A 16,430-nucleotide genomic window follows, 5' to 3' on the forward strand; every position below is an offset into this window, starting at 1 on the left:
TATCATTATTCCATATCGATTGTTGTTGTAGTACTCTTTTTAGTTTTAGTAATAATTATGAATTTCTTAGAAGGAACTAAGATTTCATATACTGGAATGGTTAAGAAGATAATCCAACCTGGGTGCCATAATTCAAACCCAAATCCTAAAATCAAATAAATAACGGCAACAAATAACCCATATGTAATTTTTACTGATTTCATACCTAATAAAACTGGCATTGCTGGTACTAACAAGAATGCTAATGCACCAACACCCCATTTATCAAACACAAATCCTAAAGTTAGGAAGATGATTAATGAGATGATTGGGGTTGCAGCTATTAGGCGTTTTTGAAAATTATACTGAAACATTTTCAAATCCTCCTCTACAATTATGATACCACTTTATAAAGTGTCATGTAGTATTTTTACTAAGCGATTTAAGATTGCATGAATCATACCATTTTTATAGTAAATAATATATGCATCCGCATTTCCATCAACAAAATCAATTCGATAAATCATGGTAAGAAATGAAATTAACCTTTCAAAATCCAGTTCATTAATAATTGATAAATCTTTTTCTGCTTTTAAAAAAATTTTTGAATTCGCAACATAATTTTTATCAAGTAAATGATTTTGTTCAAGATACTTACAAAGTGTATCAATATGAAATCTAATTTTATTTAAATCAGTTTCATTTTTTAGTTTTAAGTTTATTTCTTCAAATGTATTTAAGTGTTTAACAAGTGTTTTCATTTCAATAACTTTTTAACTCCACTTTGATAAACTTCTTCTCCAAAGCGTAAAACTTGTTTATCTAAATATAACTTTTTAAGTGGTTTTTGTTTGCCACGTATAAATAGACTCACTCGTTTTTCACTTTCTAAATCAATAATTTTTTCTACTTCCTTAGCTATTTTTTCTGGCATTCTAGAAACTAATCTAATCAATGGATGAATAAAACGTATAAGTTTTGGTAAGAAATTGATTGTTGCATTTGAATAAACAATACGGGGGTCAATAAATCTCACCTTAATTTCTTCATCTTTTAAATTAGTAAAGTAATTTGCTGATAAGAGTTTCCCAATGCCATATGATTTCATTTTTGATAATTTTTCAAAGTCTTTCCTAATCACATTCGTTATTTTTTTAGGTGATGACATCGAAACTGTATAAAGTAAAGTTTGTTCTTTACCATTTATTAAACTCGGCTTAATAAGTTCAAAAAAATATCTTGGTCCAATAAAGTTTACTAAATAAGCTATAGGAACATCATTCATATATTCTTTTTTCTTTTTAGGAAGTGCACCAGCATTTAAATAAACATAATCGATTTTAGGATGTTTCATTAAAATACATGCTGCAGCTTCTTGAATACTTTTTAAATCTGTAAAGTCACATAAAAAACTTGAAATATCGGCATTTGGATCAATTGTTAAAAGTTCGTTTGTTAATTTATCTACTAACTTAGGATTTCTAGCCACAACAATTAATTTCATCTTATTTTCTATTGCCATTTTGGCAGTAGATTTACCGATACCACTAGTTGCCCCTGTAATAAGTATTGTCTTCATAGATCAGTGAATTGGAAAATATCCAATTGTTTCCCACCTTTTCTTCTAGAATCATCAATACGTTGCCACTTAGAACTTCTTCCTTTACCTAAAGGTTGAATTAGACCTTCTTCCTTTAAACGTTTTAGTGTTCTATCAATTGTGATTAATGAAATGGTTGGATGTTGAATACGAATATCTTCTTTAGAGAAAATTTCTTTTCCTGTTTTAATGGTTGCTTCAATCGAATCACCCTTATTCAGTTTTTTCTCAAAACTATATTCTTTACTAAATCCATTAACTTTTTCATAGGCTTGAGTTAAAATGTCAACCAATAATCTTGATAAATAATCTGTGTTAGGGAACCCTGTTGTATAGTAGTAATTGGCTTGGTTAAGCGCTAATTTAAAACTTTCAAAATGCTTGTAAAAGTATTCAAAGAAAGATACATATTTAAATACTGAAAACTCTTTAATCAAGAATCCATATAATGCAATATAAGAAATTAATTCATTTTGTGAAGTAAAGACTTGCGTATTGATAAAGTCTACGTAAAAATTAGTAATCATTTGAATAAGTTCATATTGTTTTGTCTTAGATTGCTTAATATATTCATCCGTGATTTGTTCTAATTTAATGCGCATGCTTTCTTTTTTCTTTTCAGATAATAAGGTATTTTCTTGTTTACCTTCATATGTTCCAAACTTGATTGGTTCAAACTCTTTAGATAAAACTCTTGCAAGTTCATCAAATTCATTTGGAATCACTTCAAAGTCTTTTGGACGTTTTTGAAGTGAAGTTAAGGCTAATTTAATATTAAGTAATAAGATTTCTGATTTGTTTTTAGGTGTCATCTTCTTCTTACTTAATAGTTTTAGTCTTGCATCTGTTAAAGGTAAGTTCAAAATTTTTCCTAAATAATAAACATTATCTTCAATGGTCTTTTTCAAGAATACGTCTTTATCGCGTTCAAAAAGATCGTCATAATAGAATTCTTTTCCTTTTGACTCATAGACCTTTAATAAAAGTAATAAATATTCACTTGAGACTTGCAATCTAGACATATTTGATAAAGCTTTCATTGAAACTCCTTTTAATCGTGGAAAGGTGAACCGCCAATAAATTCTAAGAGAATTGAGTTAGATGGGATTAACTTTTCATCGATATCTTTGAAATATTTTAAGAACTTCACTAATCTATTAGAAACAACAAAGTGTTTATCATTTGTAGGTACTTCTAATAAATGTGGTAAAGCATATTTTTTAAGTACTAATAATTCGTATGATAACTCTGAGTTAAATACATAGTTAACATTTTCTTGGTTTGGATAAATCCATCTAAATTCACCACGGCGAACACTTGGCCACATATCCATTGTCATGGTTACTGGTGTATTTCTATATTTTTGGTCACGAACCATTCTACGTAATAAACGAAGATCTGTTAATGAAATTGGGTTGTGGTCATCAATATGAATTTGAGTTTGTGGTGCAATAAAGATTTTGAATTTTTGATGTGATGGAATTAATGATGTTAAACGATCGTTTAAGGCATGAATTCCTTCAATTAAGATTGGTGAATCTTTTTCTAATTTAATCAGTGGACCTTCAACACGTTTACCTTGTTTAAAGTCAAAGTGAGGTAATCTTACTTCTTTTCCTTGAACTAAATCAGCCATGTCACGATTAAAACGTTCTATGTCTAATGCTTCTACGTGTTCTAAGTCTGGTTTACCGTATTCATCGATTGGCGCTTCTGATTTTGGTTTATAATAGTCATCCATTGAAATCATCTTTGGTTTAATGCCTTTAGACAACAATTCAATTCTTAAACGGTTCGTAAATGTTGTTTTACCTGATGAACTTGGACCAGCAACAGCGATTAATCTAACATCATCAATTTGTGCTTTAATCATATTACCTAGTTCAGCTAATTGATTATTATGTTTTGTTTCGCAAAGGTTCACAAAATCGACTTGAGCATCTCTAGTTTCTGTATGCTTGTTGATGTTTGCGATTGTATCACCACCAATAATTTTTCCCCATTTATAAGCTTCTTTTAATGTTTGTCCAAATGATTTTTGATCAATAAATTCTGGCAATTCACCTTTTAGTTCTGCTCTTGGAAAGAAAATTAAGAATCCTGGGTGATAGTATTTTGTTTCGAATTTAGTTAAGTAACTTGTGTTAGGTAACATATATGAGAACATGTAGTTTACATATTCACCACATTGATAAACGTTAACTGTATCTTCTTGACGGAATTTTAATGTTTCAATTTTATCGATATAACCGAAGTTAGTATAGATTTGAGTTGCCTCTGCTTTAGATACACTCAAACGTTTAATTTCTAATTTCTTACGAATGATTTCATTTACTTTATCAACTAAAGCGCGATAAAGTTCTTCAGTCATTTCTCTATCTTCAACAGTTGCTAAAACTGAACGTGATACAGAGTAAGAAAATCTAATTTTAATTTTTGGATCGATTTCATAAGCCGCTTTCGCGAATACATAACGTAATGTTGCTTCATAGATTCTCATTCCATCGTGACTTGTTAAATCTAAGAATTCGATATCAGCGTTATCTGATATCTTATACATTAACTCTCTAATTCTTCCATCAACTGCAGCGCATACTGCATTTGTATGGTTTGTTTGTTTAGCTATTTCTTCTAAAGAAATTGGCTTTTGAAATTCGAAAATTTCATTCCCTATTTGTACTTTCATATACTTCTCCTTTTATTATTCCTCATCGAATAAATCTAATCTCGATAAGCGAATTTGTTTATTTTCTTTTGTGATAATCGCTTCTTCAATCACTTTAGCTGGTTTTTCATCAATTGCTTCAGCCTTTTTCTTTGGTGTTGGTTTTGTTTCAACTTCTTCACCTAGCGCGTTAGCAATTTCCATATAGTATCCATCATCTAACATCTTCTTACCAAACTTGTTGGCAACATACTTAAGTTCTGAAACTACTGTTACTAAAGCTTCTTTTGTTGAAAGTAAGCGTACTTTTACATCCTCTTTAACTTGTGTTCTAGATAGACGTGATGCTGAAACAACATAGTGTGGATTAGTCTTTTGACGTTCAACTAAAATCACACCACGACGATTTCTAGCATAGCGCGGTAATTCTAAAACCGTATCTTTAATCACATGTCCGCGTGATGTTAAGAAATAAAAATCATCTGATTCTTTTGCATAGAAGGCAACTGCTAATTCATCACCGTCATTTAATGACATTGATTTTACGCCACCAGCACTTAAGCCATAAATTGGCAGTTCTTCAGTATTGAAGCGTAATACATACCCTTCTTTACTTAAAGAAATAATATTTTCTTTAACTTCAAAGTCCACACTTCTTAATTCATCATCTTTATCAAGCTTCATCGCACGCATCGGTTTATTATAGCGTGTAACTTCAAAGTCTGATAAATTCACTTGTTTCATTAAGCCTTGTTTACTTGCAAGTAATAATTTTTTATTACTCTTAAAATCAGTAATGCTAAATACTCTAATAATTCTTTCGTTCTTTTCAACTGGAACAATATTATTAATATAAACCCCTAAATCTTTCCATTTTTGTTCATCAATTTTATATGCAGGTAAGAAAATGAAGTTTCCTAGATTTGTAAACATTAAAAGTGTATCTAATGTATTAATCTCTTCTTCAAATAATAAACAGTCGTTTTCTTTTAATCCCACTTCTTTTGATGCATTAAATGATCGAAGGGATGCACGTTTAACGTATCCATCTTTCGTAATACCAACCATGATTCTTTCATCTTGAATTAAATCTCTATGATCAATCTTAATTGCTTCAATTTCATCTTCAATGACTGTACGACGGTCTTGGCCAATAATGGCATGAACTTCTAAGAGTTCATTTTTAATAGTCTTCATTAAGATTCTTTCATTTGATAGAATCTGATTTAACTTATCCATTTCTTTTTTTAATGCTTGTTGTTCATCCATTAAGGCTTGAATATCTGTTGTAGACAAGCGGTAAAGTTGTAACATAACAATTGCTTCAGCTTGTAGTTCAGTGAAGCCAAAACGATTTTGAATGTTAATTTTTGATTGTGACTTATTTTCTGATTTTCTAATGACTTGAATCACTTCTTCAACAACTGATGTCATCTTAATTAAACCATCAACAATATGATTACGTTTGGTTGCTTTATCGAGTTCATAGTTAGAACGGTTCGTGATGACTTCTTTTTGGTGTTCAATATATGTTTTAAGTAACTCAATGACACCAACTTGAACTGGTCTGTGATTAAGAATTGCTACCATATTATAGTTATAGGCAATTTGTAAATCAGAATTCTTATATAAATAATTTAAGATAAACTGTGCATCGGCACCTTTTTTTAGATCAATTGCAATACGTAGACCTTCTTGGTCTGTTTCATCTCTGATTTCTAATATATCTTCAATATTATTGTTAATTCTTAAGTTATCAATTGCACGTACTAAATCGGCTTTAACAACTTCATAAGGAATTTCAGTAATCACAATACGGTCTTGTGATTTTGAAATCTCTTCAATCGCAGTTTTCGAACGGATAATGATTTTTCCAGCACCAGTTTTTAATGCTTGTTTAATGCCATCTTTACCTTGAACAATACCCCCAGTTGGGAAGTCTGGTCCTTTTACAATAGCTAACATCTCATCATCTGTTAAATTTGGATTTTCTATTAATGCGATTGTTGCATCAATGATTTCTCTTAAGTTATGTGGCGGAATCTTTGTTGCATAGCCTGCAGAAATCCCCATTGCACCATTCACTAAAAGGTTAGGAAATTTTGCAGGTAAAACTGTTGGTTCTTGTTCTTCATCATCAAAGTTAGGAACAAATGGAACAGTTCTCTTTTCAATGTCTTTTAATAAATACTCAGCTTCTTTTGAAAGTCTAGCTTCTGTATAACGCATTGCGGCTGCTGAGTCACCATCGATTGACCCGTTGTTACCATGCATATCAATTAATGGTACACGCATTTTAAAGTCTTGGCTCATACGAACCATTGCTTCATAAATTGATGAGTCACCATGTGGGTGATATTTACCCATGACTTCTCCAGCAATTCTAGCGCTCTTTTTATAGGGTTTATTGTGTGCTAATCCCATTTCACCCATCGCATATAAAATACGACGTTGAACTGGTTTTAATCCATCTCTAGCATCAGGAAGTGCACGATCTTGAATGATGTACTTTGAATATCTCGCAAAGCGGGTAGACATAACATCTTCTAAACGTGTTTTTTGAATTTTTTCTTCAATAAACTGATTGAGTTTTTTATCTACATTTTTGTTCATCTAGTCTTCCCCTCAATATCAAAGTCATCTGAAATTTCAAAATCGACATTTCTTTCAATCCATTCACGACGAGGTCCCACTTGATCCCCCATTAAAACAGAAATATGTTTATCTGATTCATTCACATCATCAATTGTAACTTGAACTAGTGTTCTTGTTTCTGGGTTCATCGTTGTTTCCCAAAGTTGATCAAAATTCATTTCACCAAGACCTTTGTAACGTTGAATATTGTAATTTGAATCTGACATTTCTAAAATTTCTTTTAATTCATCATCAGACCATGCATAAATAATCTCATCTTTTTTACCACGTTTTTTAGTCACTTTATATAGCGGTGGTAGTGCGATGTATAAACGACCATCTTCAATTAATGGACGCATATATCTAAAGAAGAATGTTAATAATAAAACTTGAATATGTGCTCCATCATCATCGGCATCGGTCATGATAATAACTTTTTTATAGTTACATTTCTTAATATCAAAATCAGGTCCAAAATCTGCACCAATGGTATGGATAATTGTAGCGATTTCTTCATTTTTTAATAACGTATCTGTGTTTGTTTTTTCTGTATTTAAAACCTTACCTCGTAAAGGTAGGATTGCTTGGAAACGACGGTTACGTCCTTGCTTTGCAGAACCGCCCGCAGAGTCCCCTTCGACTAAGAAAAGCTCATTTATATTCTTATCTTTTCCTTGTGCAGGTGTTAACTTACCTGATAAAATCATTTCCTTTTTGTTTTTCTTTTTATTATCTCTTGCTTCTTCGCGTGCTTTTCTTGCAGCTTCTCTCGCACGAGCAGCGGCTAAGGCTTTACCAATGATTTTATTTGAAGTTTCTCTATTTTCTTCTAGATAGGTGTTGAACTTTTCATAGAAAACAGATTCTGTTGCATTTCTTGCATCAGGTGTTCCAAGTTTACCTTTTGTTTGTCCTTCAAACTCTAAAATAGATTCTGGGACTCTTAAAGAGATGATTGCAGTTAGACCTTCACGAATATCTACACCATCTAAATTATCATCTTTTTCTTTGATTAAAACGTATTTTCTTGCATAGTCATTAATAACTTTTGTTAGCGCTGATTTAAAGCCGATTTCATGTGTTCCACCATCTTTAGTTCTTACATTATTAACGAAAGAAATGATGTTTTCTTGATATCCGTCAGTATATTGAAGTGCCACTTCTACTTCAATATCAGCACCTCTAGATGCTTTAAAAGAACCTTCCACTAATTGAACTTCATGTAAGGTTTGTTTTGATTCATTTAATTGTGAAACATACGCTTTAATTCCATCATCATATTTAAATGTTTCTTTTACATTTTTTCTTTGGTCGATTAGGTTAATCTTTAACCCTTTGATTAAATATGCTGACTCTTTTAAACGCTCTTTAATTGTGTCGTAGTTATAAAGTGTTGTAGAAAAAATTTTAGGATCTGGCTTGAACCAAACGGTTGTTCCTGTTTTTTTACTATCCCCAACACGTTCAAGTGGATTGATAATTTTCCCTCCATCTTCAAACTTTTGTTTAAAGATGCCTCCATCTTTGTAAACTGTTACTTCAAGCGCAGTTGATAAAGCATTAACTACAGATGACCCTACACCATGTAGACCCCCAGCAACTTTATATCCACCTTCTGAACCGAATTTTCCACCAGCATGTAAAACGGTAAAGATGACTTGTGTTGTCGGTATTCCAGATTGGTGCATTTTATAAGGCATACCACGTCCGTTATCAGATACCTCAATTGAGTTATCTTGTTTAATGGTTACGCTAATTTCATCACCAAAACCGGCAAGCACTTCATCCATTGCATTATCAACTATTTCCCATACTAAATGATGAAGCCCACGACCATCAGTTGAACCAATGTACATCCCTGGACGTTTTCTTACAGCTTCTAATCCTTCTAGTATTTGAATAGACGATTCATCGTAATTTTTTTGTGCCATACGTTACCTCTTCATGTTTTGTTAATATCATTATACAATAAAAAAAGATAATCATTACAGAAATAATGATTATCTTTAAATAATTTTTTCTTATGTAACAGCGTTATTATCCGGATCTGTATAGACTCTAGCACCACGGTTAAGTGCATTCATTCTTTCCATTTCAGATTGTGATAAAACAAGTTCAGTTCCATTGAAATTTTCAATTAAACGGTCCTCATGTACGCTCTTTGGAATCATCACAATACCACGTTGTAGTCCCCAAGCAATAATCACTTGAGTAATTGTAGCTTGATGCTTTTCAGCAATTGATTTAATCTCAGATGCTGTTGGTTCTTCAAAGACTCTACCTTTCGCAAATGGACCATAACTTGTCATTTGGATACCTTTTGAAATTAAGTATTTTTGAAGTCCAAATTGTGCTAATAAAGGATGACATTCTACTTGATTGATCATCGGTACAATTTTTGCTGATTCTAATAAACGTTCTAAATGGTGAATTTGAAAATTTGATACCCCAATTGCTCTAAAGGCACCTTTTTCATAATATTCTTCTAATACACTCCAAGCTGCTTGATTGATTTTCTCATCCATGTTTGGCCAGTGTATTAACATTAAATCAACATAACCTAAATCTAAACGACTAAGTGAAGCATCAATGTCTTTTCGTATTTTTTCTTTATCCCCAGAATAAAGCTTAAAGAACTTTGATGTTACAAATATTTCTTCACGTTTGATGCCAGAATCTTTAATTGCTTTTGCAACATCGGCCTCATTACCGTACATGATTGCAGTATCAATATGACGATATCCAATTTTGAGCGCTCTTTTTACAGTTTCATAAGCAGATTCACCTGCTTCCACTTTAAATGTTCCAAGTCCAAATTGTGGCATACGTACGCCATTATGAAGTGTTATGTATTTCATTAATTTTCCCCTTTTAAATTCTTTATTTTTTCAGTAGTTAAATCTTCTAATAGAGTAAATAACATGCGTCTAGCTTGATCTAAATCAAAGTAATCTGCCATCGCAACACTTGAGTGAATGTATCTTGCTGGTAAACCAATTGTGGTTGCTAAAATACCTTCATGCATGTCGATTGCTTTTGCAGCATCTGTACCACCCATTGAGAAATAGGCTTGATATTTGATGTTATGTTTTTGTGCTAGATTTTCAAAGTAATTTCTTAATGGGAATAACATAATATTTTTAGGATCATAAACTCTTAATAAGAATCCATCACCTAATTTTCCGATTGCTCCTGCATCATGAATATCATTTAATGGTGATGCATCTAATGCAATAAACATATCTGGTTTAAACATGTTTGTTGTTGTTTCTGCACCTCGAAGTCCAACTTCTTCTTGTACGGTTGCACCGATTGCAATATTAAAGTCAAACTCTGTTTCATGGAAATATTCAAGTGCTTCTAATGCCAAACCACAGCCATAACGGTTGTCAATTGCTTTTGCAATAAAACGCTTCTTATTAAACGTGTCTTGATATTTGGTTTCATATAAAACCATATCACCAATATTAATTCCATATGATAAGACTTCGTCTTTACTACTTGCACCTACATCAACAATTAATGCTTCAATGCTTGTATTGTTGTTTGTTTTTAGGTGTGGAGGAATAGAGCCAATAATACCTGGTATTTTTTTACCATCTTTTGTATAAACATAAACCACTTGTGAAATAAATACTTCGCCAGATAAGCCACCAATAGGTAAAACTTCAATACCACCATTTGGTTTAATATTTCTGACCATTAATCCAACCTCATCCATATGTCCAGCAACAACTACTGTTGCAGCATTTGGATTTTTTGATTGTTTATAGGCAAAAATACTTCCTAATTTATCCTTTTTAATTTGATAATTAGGATACTTTTTAATTACTTCTTCAATGTATGCTCTCACATTTTTTTCATGTGACGAAATACCCGCTAATTCAGTTAAGATTTGATAATGATTACTCATTTTTTACAATCGCCTCCAATTGATAAATTGGACCATTCTTACGTTTTTTAACTTCATACTCTGTCATGAAATCAGATTCAGGTAAATTTAAGTCTGATGCAATGATTTGGTAGTTAGCCTCAATAAAATATTCTAATGAATCATTGAATAACTCTAAATGATCAGTTCTTAATATAACCTTTCCATCATGACTTAATAATTGTTTATAGAGGTTTAATTTTGTTGGGTATGTTAATCTACGTTTATGGTGTCTTGATTTTGGCCATGGATCTGAAAAGTTTAATTGAATTACACTTGCTTTACTATCCACAAAATAATTAGCTAGATTTTCGGCATCATCCATAATCACAATTAAATTATCTAATTCCATTTCAGCTCTTTTTTGAGCTAAACGATAACATACGTTTTGTTCTTTTTCCACTGCAACAAATAATCTATCTGGATTTGCTTTTGCTAAAGATGTAATGAATTGACCTTTACCAGAACCAATTTCCATAAAGATATTCTCTACTTTATTAGAAATTGGTTTTGCTTCAATCCAAACACCTAAATCTAATAAATTTTCAATTGTTGCGTCTTTAATTTTCTTCTGTCTCATGTTCGTCCTTCACAAATAATCTGGCTATATAAATACCAACCGGTAATAAAATTATACCAATTAACCACATATACCAGAACGCGTTTAAATTAAATATATCAATTCCTGGTTCACTTAACATCTCACCACGTAAACTCATAATAATGTTAATTGGTGATGCTAACATAATCCCTAAAACAAATTGATAGAACTTTCTAGGGATTTTTTTTAAGATAAAGTTTAAACCCTTACCTGCAAGTAAGAAGGTTGCAATAACACCTAAACCTACAAATAGTCCATTCCAAAATAATGGCATGAACATCTCAAAATCAAAATTGAAAAATGAGGTAAGTGCATCTTTTGGTAATTCAGTCATTGGAATATAATAGCCAATCATCATTAAAATCATAGTTCCACTTAAACCTGGAATAATGAGTGAAATTGCTAATAAGAAACCAACGATAAACCACATGAATAAATTCGTATTTGATACATTAGCTGTGCTTGGTGAAATAAAAGCAAATACTGTTAAGGCGATAAAAGTAATGCCTACAACAATAAAATCACTTGCCTTAAATTGTTTTTCTTTAGCAAGTAAATAAATTTCAGGTACCCCACCAATAATTAATCCAATAAATAATAGTGTGGATGGAATTGGAACATAATTAAACACAAGTAAGACAAGAATAAAGCCTAAAATTAACCCAAGACCAATCCCAACGATATACTCCCAAATCGATTTGATTGCTTGAATTGGTTTTTTAGTCACATTGTCTAATGCATTAATTAATTCACTATAAATATTGAAAGCGGCGGCTATCATGCCACCACTTACACCTGGTAATATTGCTCCAATCCCTACAAGTGTACCTTGAAGGATTTTTTTTATCATTCGCTTACTTTTCCTAACCCTTCTGCGACTAAGAAATCCGTAATACCTTTAATTGCTTCTTGAGCATCTGGTCCTTCTGCAGATATTTCAATAACTTCTCCGTTATAAATACCTAAGCTCATCACGCCCATAATACTTTTTAAGTTAACAGAGCGATTAAACGCTGTTAAACTTAATTCAGATTCATAAGACATTGCTTGATTAACTAAACGAGTTGCAGGTCTAGCATGTAATCCATATTCTGAAATAATAACGAATTTTTGTTTCATTTTGTTACCTCATTTCGTATTTTATCTAAATTATTTTTTACTTCTACTGGATTTTCTTTAATTAAAAGTTTTAACTCTTTACCAGTTAAGAAACCAGAAATATCCATTGATTTTAATAGTGTTTGAGAAACTAATTTTGGATTTTCTAATAATATTTTTAATCTTTTATTCTCTAAAGATGTATTTAAAATATTATTTGATCCTCCAAGCGCTTCTAGTAAAGTAACTACATTAATATTTGATGGCTTAGATTCACTTTTATTTTTCTTTTTATAGCTAATAAAAAGATAAGTTCCGCCAGCAATTAATACAACTAACGCAACGATTAGTGTAATAATTGTATTCTTGTCCATGAAATCACATCCCTTGTAAAATATTATATGTGTTTTTGACAAAAATTACAACGCTTACACCAGACTTTCATGTTATAATGAGTTCAATAAAAAACTCAGGAGTTTACTACTTATGTCTTATATTGTCGAACTATTAAAATATATTTTACTTGGAGTTATCCAAGGGATAACAGAAATATTCCCTGTATCAAGTTCTGGGCATCTTGTTTTATTCTCAACACTACTTATGAATGGACAAGATATTGAATCAGAACTTAAACTATTATTAATGATTACCAATATGGGATCATTCATTGCACTATTTATCTTCTATTTTAAAGATATTAAAGACTTAATTATCGATTCATTTGATTTTATTTTTAAAAAGGAAAAAAGAGTAAATAGTGTAAAGAAGGAAAACTTCTTTTATGCATTAAAACTATGTATAGCAGTTATCCCAATTGGAATTACTGGTTTAATTGCCAATAAGTATCTTACACCAAATCTATTATTTACAGGTATTTCACTTATTGTCACATCAATTTTATTATTTACTGTTTTCATGTTAAGAAACAAGCAATTTATTAATGATATCACTTGGAAAAATGCAACCGTTATTGGTCTCTTCCAAGCACTTGCTCCACTACCTGGATTATCTCGCTCTGGTATTACGATTGTAGGTGGGTTAAGTCAAAAAGTTGAACTTAAAAAGGTATTACGCTTCTCTTTCTTAGCATACATATTGGTTAGTGTGCCTGTTTCATTATTAGGACTTTATGAAGCAATTAAAAATCCTGGTGTCATAGATATCCCAGGATTTGTATTAGCATTTATCTTTAGTTTCTTATTCTCACTACTTACTGTACGCGTAATGAACAAATACGTGCAAGTGAAAAATTTAATTTGGTTCTCAATTTATGCATTTATTGTTGGAACCTTATCAATTACATTATATCTATTTATTTAAGGAACATACTATCGCCGAATGAGAAGAAGCGATAGTTTTTTTCTATTGCTTCACGATAACAATCTAAAATCTTTTCTCTATCGTAGAATGCTGAAATCAACATAATAAGTGTCGATTTAGGTAAATGAAAGTTTGTAATAATTGATCCAACAGCTTTAAACTTATATCCTGGATGGATAAAGATTGCAGTATCAAAATGTCCTGCAGTAAATCCGTTATGATAATTAGATTCTAATGTTCTAACTGAGGTTGTACCTACTGCTACAATATTTTTCTTATTTTTCACAGCTAAGTTTAAACGTTCGGCTGCATACTCAGTAATTTCATATGATTCATTATGCATATGGTGTTGATTCGTATCATCTACTTGAACTGGTCTAAATGTACCTAACCCGACATGTAGAGTAACTTCTATAATTTCAACACCTTTTTCTTTTATTTTTTGAAGTAATTCTTTTGTGAAATGAAGTCCAGCAGTTGGTGCTGCTGCACTACCAGGGTTTGCCGCATAAACTGTTTGATATCTTGATTGATCAGTTAATTTTTCCGTAATATAAGGTGGTAGTGGCATCGTACCTAATTTATCTAAAACCTCTAAGAAAATTCCCTCATAAATCGCTTGATAAACACGAATACCTTCTTCACGTTCTTCAATGCATTGCATCTTTAATAAACCATTACCAAATGATACTACCGTACCTACTTTTATTCTTTTTGCCGGTTTAGTTAATGCTTCCCATACACCGGGTTTTATCTCTTTTAAAAGTAAGACTTCAATCCCCGCTTTGGTATCTTCTTTTTCACCAATTAATCTTGCTGGAATAACCTTTGTGTTATTCATTACAAGTACATCATTTTCTGTTAATTCATCTACGATATCATAAAAATGTTTATGGCGACGTTCATCTGTTTTTCTATCAATGACAAATAGTCGTGAATGATCACGTTTTTCCATTGGATGTTGTGCAATTAATTCATCCGGTAAGTTAAAGTCAAATAATTCTATTTTCAATCTAATAAACCTTTGTAATATTTTTTACCAAGAACACTATAGGCTAATTCGGTTGCAACCCTACCTCTAGGTGTTCTTTTAATATACCCTTCCTGTAATAAATATGGTTCAAATACATCTTCAATTGTGCCTGGTTCCTCACCAATTGTAGACGCAATTGATTCTAATCCTACTGGTCCCCCATTAAATCTTTCAACAATACCCTTTAAGTATAAGTAATCTGAATGATCAAGACCTCTTGAATCAATCCCCAATTTAGTTAACGCAAGATTGGTAATATCATGTGTAATTACACCATCAGACATAATTTCAGCAAAATCCCTTACACGTCTAAATAAACGATTGGCAATACGTGGTGTACCACGACTGCGTTTTGCTAGTTCTTTAACAGCTTCTTCTTCAATATCATTTTGATAAACGTTTGCTGTACGACTAACAATTTGTGCTAGTTCTTCTTGTGTGTAATAACTTAAGCGTAATGTCGCTCCAAAACGATCACGTAATGGGTGAGATAAATCACCAAAACGTGTGGTTGCCCCAATTAATGTAAAAGGAGGTAACTCAATACGAATACTTCTTGAATCGCGATCTTTATCTAAGACAATATCTAAAACATAATCTTCCATTGCTGAATATAATACTTCTTCAACAAAACGAGGTAAACGATGAATTTCGTCAATAAATAAAACATCACCATGTTTTAGCGTGGTTAAAAGCGCAGCTAAATCCCCAGTTTTTTCAATTGCAGGACCTGATGTAATTTTAATATTTACTCCGAGTTCATTTGCGATAATTTGTGCTAAGGTTGTTTTCCCTAACCCTGGTGCACCATAAAGTAAAATATGGTCTAATGATTCATTACGTTTTAACGCTGCTTGAATATAAATGGATAACATTTCTTTAATGTTTGCTTGCCCAATATATTGATTAAGTTTTTGCGGTCTTAAAAGAAGTTCATCATCTTCTTTACTTAAATCTCTAATAACTGAGATATTTTCATCCATGTTTTATACCTACTTTAATAAATATGCAAGTGCTTCTTTTAATGCTTGATCAACTGGTTGGTCAACATTAATATGTTTTATTGCTTTATTAATTTCTGTTCTGTTATAACCTAAGGCTTGTAAAGCAGCAATGATATCACTTGTATTATCATCTACTAATCTTGCATCTGGTTCAGTCACTAATTTACCTTTTAAATCTAAGATAATTTGTGAGGCTGATTTATTACCAATTCCTGGGAATTTCGTTAAATACTTCGCATCACCAGACTCAATAGCATCAACAATACGTCTAGAATCATCATATGCAACAATACTTAATGCACTCTTAGGTCCAATTCCTGATACACTGATTAATTTTTGAAATAAACTTAACGTTTCTTCATCTTTAAACCCGTAAAGTAAGATTGCATCCTCACGAACATGGTAATGTGTGTAAACAACAACATCACTTCCTACGAGATATTGGTATGGAACAGGAGAAATGATTAAGTAACCAATCCCATTATTTTCAACAATAATATGTTCTGGTGAAACCTTTTTAACGATTCCTTTAATATATCCGTACATAGTCTACATCCTTAATTTT

Annotated in this window: 17 protein-coding genes; 1 reads left to right on the forward strand and 16 read right to left on the reverse strand. The window is 31.6% G+C overall.

Annotated elements, in window-relative coordinates; genetic code table 11:
* Positions 1-5: 5 nt before the first annotated feature.
* From EXC59_RS03125 to EXC59_RS03185, 13 genes are all read right to left on the reverse strand, one after another.
* Positions 6-353, reverse strand: a complete 348-nt coding sequence (locus EXC59_RS03125; protein ID WP_035369255.1) for a hypothetical protein — start codon at positions 351-353, stop codon at positions 6-8.
* Positions 354-386: 33 nt separating this feature from the next.
* Entirely contained in the window at positions 387-740 is a 354-nt protein-coding gene (locus EXC59_RS03130) for a hypothetical protein (RefSeq protein ID WP_035369252.1), read from the reverse strand.
* Complete coding sequence (locus EXC59_RS03135; RefSeq protein ID WP_162164003.1) at positions 737-1,558, reverse strand: SDR family NAD(P)-dependent oxidoreductase; 822 nt, start codon at positions 1,556-1,558, stop codon at positions 737-739. Before EXC59_RS03135 ends, EXC59_RS03130 begins: the two co-directional genes overlap by 4 nt.
* Complete coding sequence (locus EXC59_RS03140) at positions 1,555-2,619, reverse strand: helix-turn-helix domain-containing protein (protein ID WP_162164002.1); 1,065 nt, start codon at positions 2,617-2,619, stop codon at positions 1,555-1,557. Before EXC59_RS03140 ends, EXC59_RS03135 begins: the two co-directional genes overlap by 4 nt.
* A gap of 11 nt (positions 2,620-2,630) precedes the next feature.
* Positions 2,631-4,265 (reverse strand): nucleoside kinase, encoded by a 1,635-nt coding sequence (locus EXC59_RS03145; RefSeq protein ID WP_051659016.1) that lies wholly within the window; start codon positions 4,263-4,265, stop codon positions 2,631-2,633.
* Between the two features lie 15 nt (positions 4,266-4,280).
* Complete coding sequence (gene parC, locus EXC59_RS03150; RefSeq protein ID WP_051659015.1) at positions 4,281-6,857, reverse strand: DNA topoisomerase IV subunit A; 2,577 nt, start codon at positions 6,855-6,857, stop codon at positions 4,281-4,283.
* The gene (gene parE / locus EXC59_RS03155; RefSeq protein WP_162164001.1) at positions 6,854-8,809 is read right to left on the reverse strand and encodes a DNA topoisomerase IV subunit B; all 1,956 of its coding nucleotides are present in this window, start codon (positions 8,807-8,809) and stop codon (positions 6,854-6,856) included. Before parE ends, parC begins: the two co-directional genes overlap by 4 nt.
* A 90-nt stretch (positions 8,810-8,899) precedes the next feature.
* The gene (locus tag EXC59_RS03160) at positions 8,900-9,736 is read right to left on the reverse strand and encodes an aldo/keto reductase (RefSeq protein WP_035369244.1); all 837 of its coding nucleotides are present in this window, start codon (positions 9,734-9,736) and stop codon (positions 8,900-8,902) included.
* Positions 9,736-10,791: a M42 family metallopeptidase gene (locus EXC59_RS03165; RefSeq protein ID WP_035369242.1), complete on the reverse strand. Its 1,056-nt coding sequence runs from the start codon at positions 10,789-10,791 to the stop codon at positions 9,736-9,738. Before EXC59_RS03165 ends, EXC59_RS03160 begins: the two co-directional genes overlap by 1 nt.
* Positions 10,784-11,389: a tRNA (guanosine(46)-N7)-methyltransferase TrmB gene (gene trmB / locus EXC59_RS03170; protein WP_035369240.1), complete on the reverse strand. Its 606-nt coding sequence runs from the start codon at positions 11,387-11,389 to the stop codon at positions 10,784-10,786. Before trmB ends, EXC59_RS03165 begins: the two co-directional genes overlap by 8 nt.
* Positions 11,370-12,260: an undecaprenyl phosphate translocase family protein gene (locus EXC59_RS03175; protein WP_035369239.1), complete on the reverse strand. Its 891-nt coding sequence runs from the start codon at positions 12,258-12,260 to the stop codon at positions 11,370-11,372. The genes trmB and EXC59_RS03175 overlap by 20 nt, the downstream gene beginning before the upstream one ends.
* On the reverse strand, positions 12,257-12,529 hold the full coding sequence (locus EXC59_RS03180) for an HPr family phosphocarrier protein (RefSeq protein ID WP_162164000.1): 273 nt from the start codon (positions 12,527-12,529) through the stop codon (positions 12,257-12,259). Before EXC59_RS03180 ends, EXC59_RS03175 begins: the two co-directional genes overlap by 4 nt.
* On the reverse strand, positions 12,526-12,882 hold the full coding sequence (locus tag EXC59_RS03185; protein ID WP_162163999.1) for a hypothetical protein: 357 nt from the start codon (positions 12,880-12,882) through the stop codon (positions 12,526-12,528). Before EXC59_RS03185 ends, EXC59_RS03180 begins: the two co-directional genes overlap by 4 nt.
* A 112-nt stretch (positions 12,883-12,994) precedes the next feature.
* On the opposite strand from EXC59_RS03185, the gene EXC59_RS03190 reads away from it, so the two are divergent.
* A complete protein-coding gene (locus EXC59_RS03190) occupies positions 12,995-13,828 on the forward strand; it encodes an undecaprenyl-diphosphate phosphatase (RefSeq protein WP_035369232.1) in 834 nt (277 codons plus the stop codon).
* Here the strand turns inward: EXC59_RS03190 and queA are convergent.
* From queA to ruvA, 3 genes are read right to left on the reverse strand one after another with little or no spacing between them, the layout of a single operon-like run.
* A complete protein-coding gene (gene queA, locus EXC59_RS03195; protein ID WP_035369230.1) occupies positions 13,821-14,840 on the reverse strand; it encodes a tRNA preQ1(34) S-adenosylmethionine ribosyltransferase-isomerase QueA in 1,020 nt (339 codons plus the stop codon). The two genes, EXC59_RS03190 and queA, sit on opposite strands and share 8 nt — an antisense overlap.
* Positions 14,837-15,844 carry a Holliday junction branch migration DNA helicase RuvB gene (gene ruvB, locus EXC59_RS03200; protein ID WP_162163998.1) on the reverse strand — a complete coding sequence of 336 codons (1,008 nt, stop codon included), beginning with the start codon at positions 15,842-15,844 and terminating at the stop codon, positions 14,837-14,839. Before ruvB ends, queA begins: the two co-directional genes overlap by 4 nt.
* Positions 15,845-15,853: 9 nt before the next feature.
* Positions 15,854-16,411 carry a Holliday junction branch migration protein RuvA gene (gene ruvA / locus EXC59_RS03205; protein WP_035369225.1) on the reverse strand — a complete coding sequence of 186 codons (558 nt, stop codon included), beginning with the start codon at positions 16,409-16,411 and terminating at the stop codon, positions 15,854-15,856.
* Between the last annotated feature and the right edge of the window lie 19 nt (positions 16,412-16,430).

This window comes from Acholeplasma hippikon (assembly GCF_900660755.1).
In the GTDB taxonomy this organism is placed as follows: domain Bacteria; phylum Bacillota_I; class Bacilli_A; order Acholeplasmatales; family Acholeplasmataceae; genus Acholeplasma; species Acholeplasma hippikon.

Bases quoted from the DNA above. Each gene is read 5' to 3' on its own strand.
- EXC59_RS03125 (WP_035369255.1), bottom strand. From the start codon at position 353: ATGTTTCAGTATAATTTTCAAAAACGCCTAATAGCTGCAACCCCAATC.
- EXC59_RS03130 (WP_035369252.1), bottom strand. From the start codon at position 740: ATGAAAACACTTGTTAAACACTTAAATACATTTGAAGAAATAAACTTA.
- EXC59_RS03135 (WP_162164003.1), bottom strand. From the start codon at position 1,558: ATGAAGACAATACTTATTACAGGGGCAACTAGTGGTATCGGTAAATCT.
- EXC59_RS03140 (WP_162164002.1), bottom strand. From the start codon at position 2,619: ATGAAAGCTTTATCAAATATGTCTAGATTGCAAGTCTCAAGTGAATAT.
- EXC59_RS03145 (WP_051659016.1), bottom strand. From the start codon at position 4,265: ATGAAAGTACAAATAGGGAATGAAATTTTCGAATTTCAAAAGCCAATT.
- parC (WP_051659015.1), bottom strand. From the start codon at position 6,857: ATGAACAAAAATGTAGATAAAAAACTCAATCAGTTTATTGAAGAAAAA.
- parE (WP_162164001.1), bottom strand. From the start codon at position 8,809: ATGGCACAAAAAAATTACGATGAATCGTCTATTCAAATACTAGAAGGA.
- EXC59_RS03160 (WP_035369244.1), bottom strand. From the start codon at position 9,736: ATGAAATACATAACACTTCATAATGGCGTACGTATGCCACAATTTGGA.
- EXC59_RS03165 (WP_035369242.1), bottom strand. From the start codon at position 10,791: ATGAGTAATCATTATCAAATCTTAACTGAATTAGCGGGTATTTCGTCA.
- trmB (WP_035369240.1), bottom strand. From the start codon at position 11,389: ATGAGACAGAAGAAAATTAAAGACGCAACAATTGAAAATTTATTAGAT.
- EXC59_RS03175 (WP_035369239.1), bottom strand. From the start codon at position 12,260: ATGATAAAAAAAATCCTTCAAGGTACACTTGTAGGGATTGGAGCAATA.
- EXC59_RS03180 (WP_162164000.1), bottom strand. From the start codon at position 12,529: ATGAAACAAAAATTCGTTATTATTTCAGAATATGGATTACATGCTAGA.
- EXC59_RS03185 (WP_162163999.1), bottom strand. From the start codon at position 12,882: ATGGACAAGAATACAATTATTACACTAATCGTTGCGTTAGTTGTATTA.
- EXC59_RS03190 (WP_035369232.1), top strand. From the start codon at position 12,995: ATGTCTTATATTGTCGAACTATTAAAATATATTTTACTTGGAGTTATC.
- ruvB (WP_162163998.1), bottom strand. From the start codon at position 15,844: ATGGATGAAAATATCTCAGTTATTAGAGATTTAAGTAAAGAAGATGAT.
- ruvA (WP_035369225.1), bottom strand. From the start codon at position 16,411: ATGTACGGATATATTAAAGGAATCGTTAAAAAGGTTTCACCAGAACAT.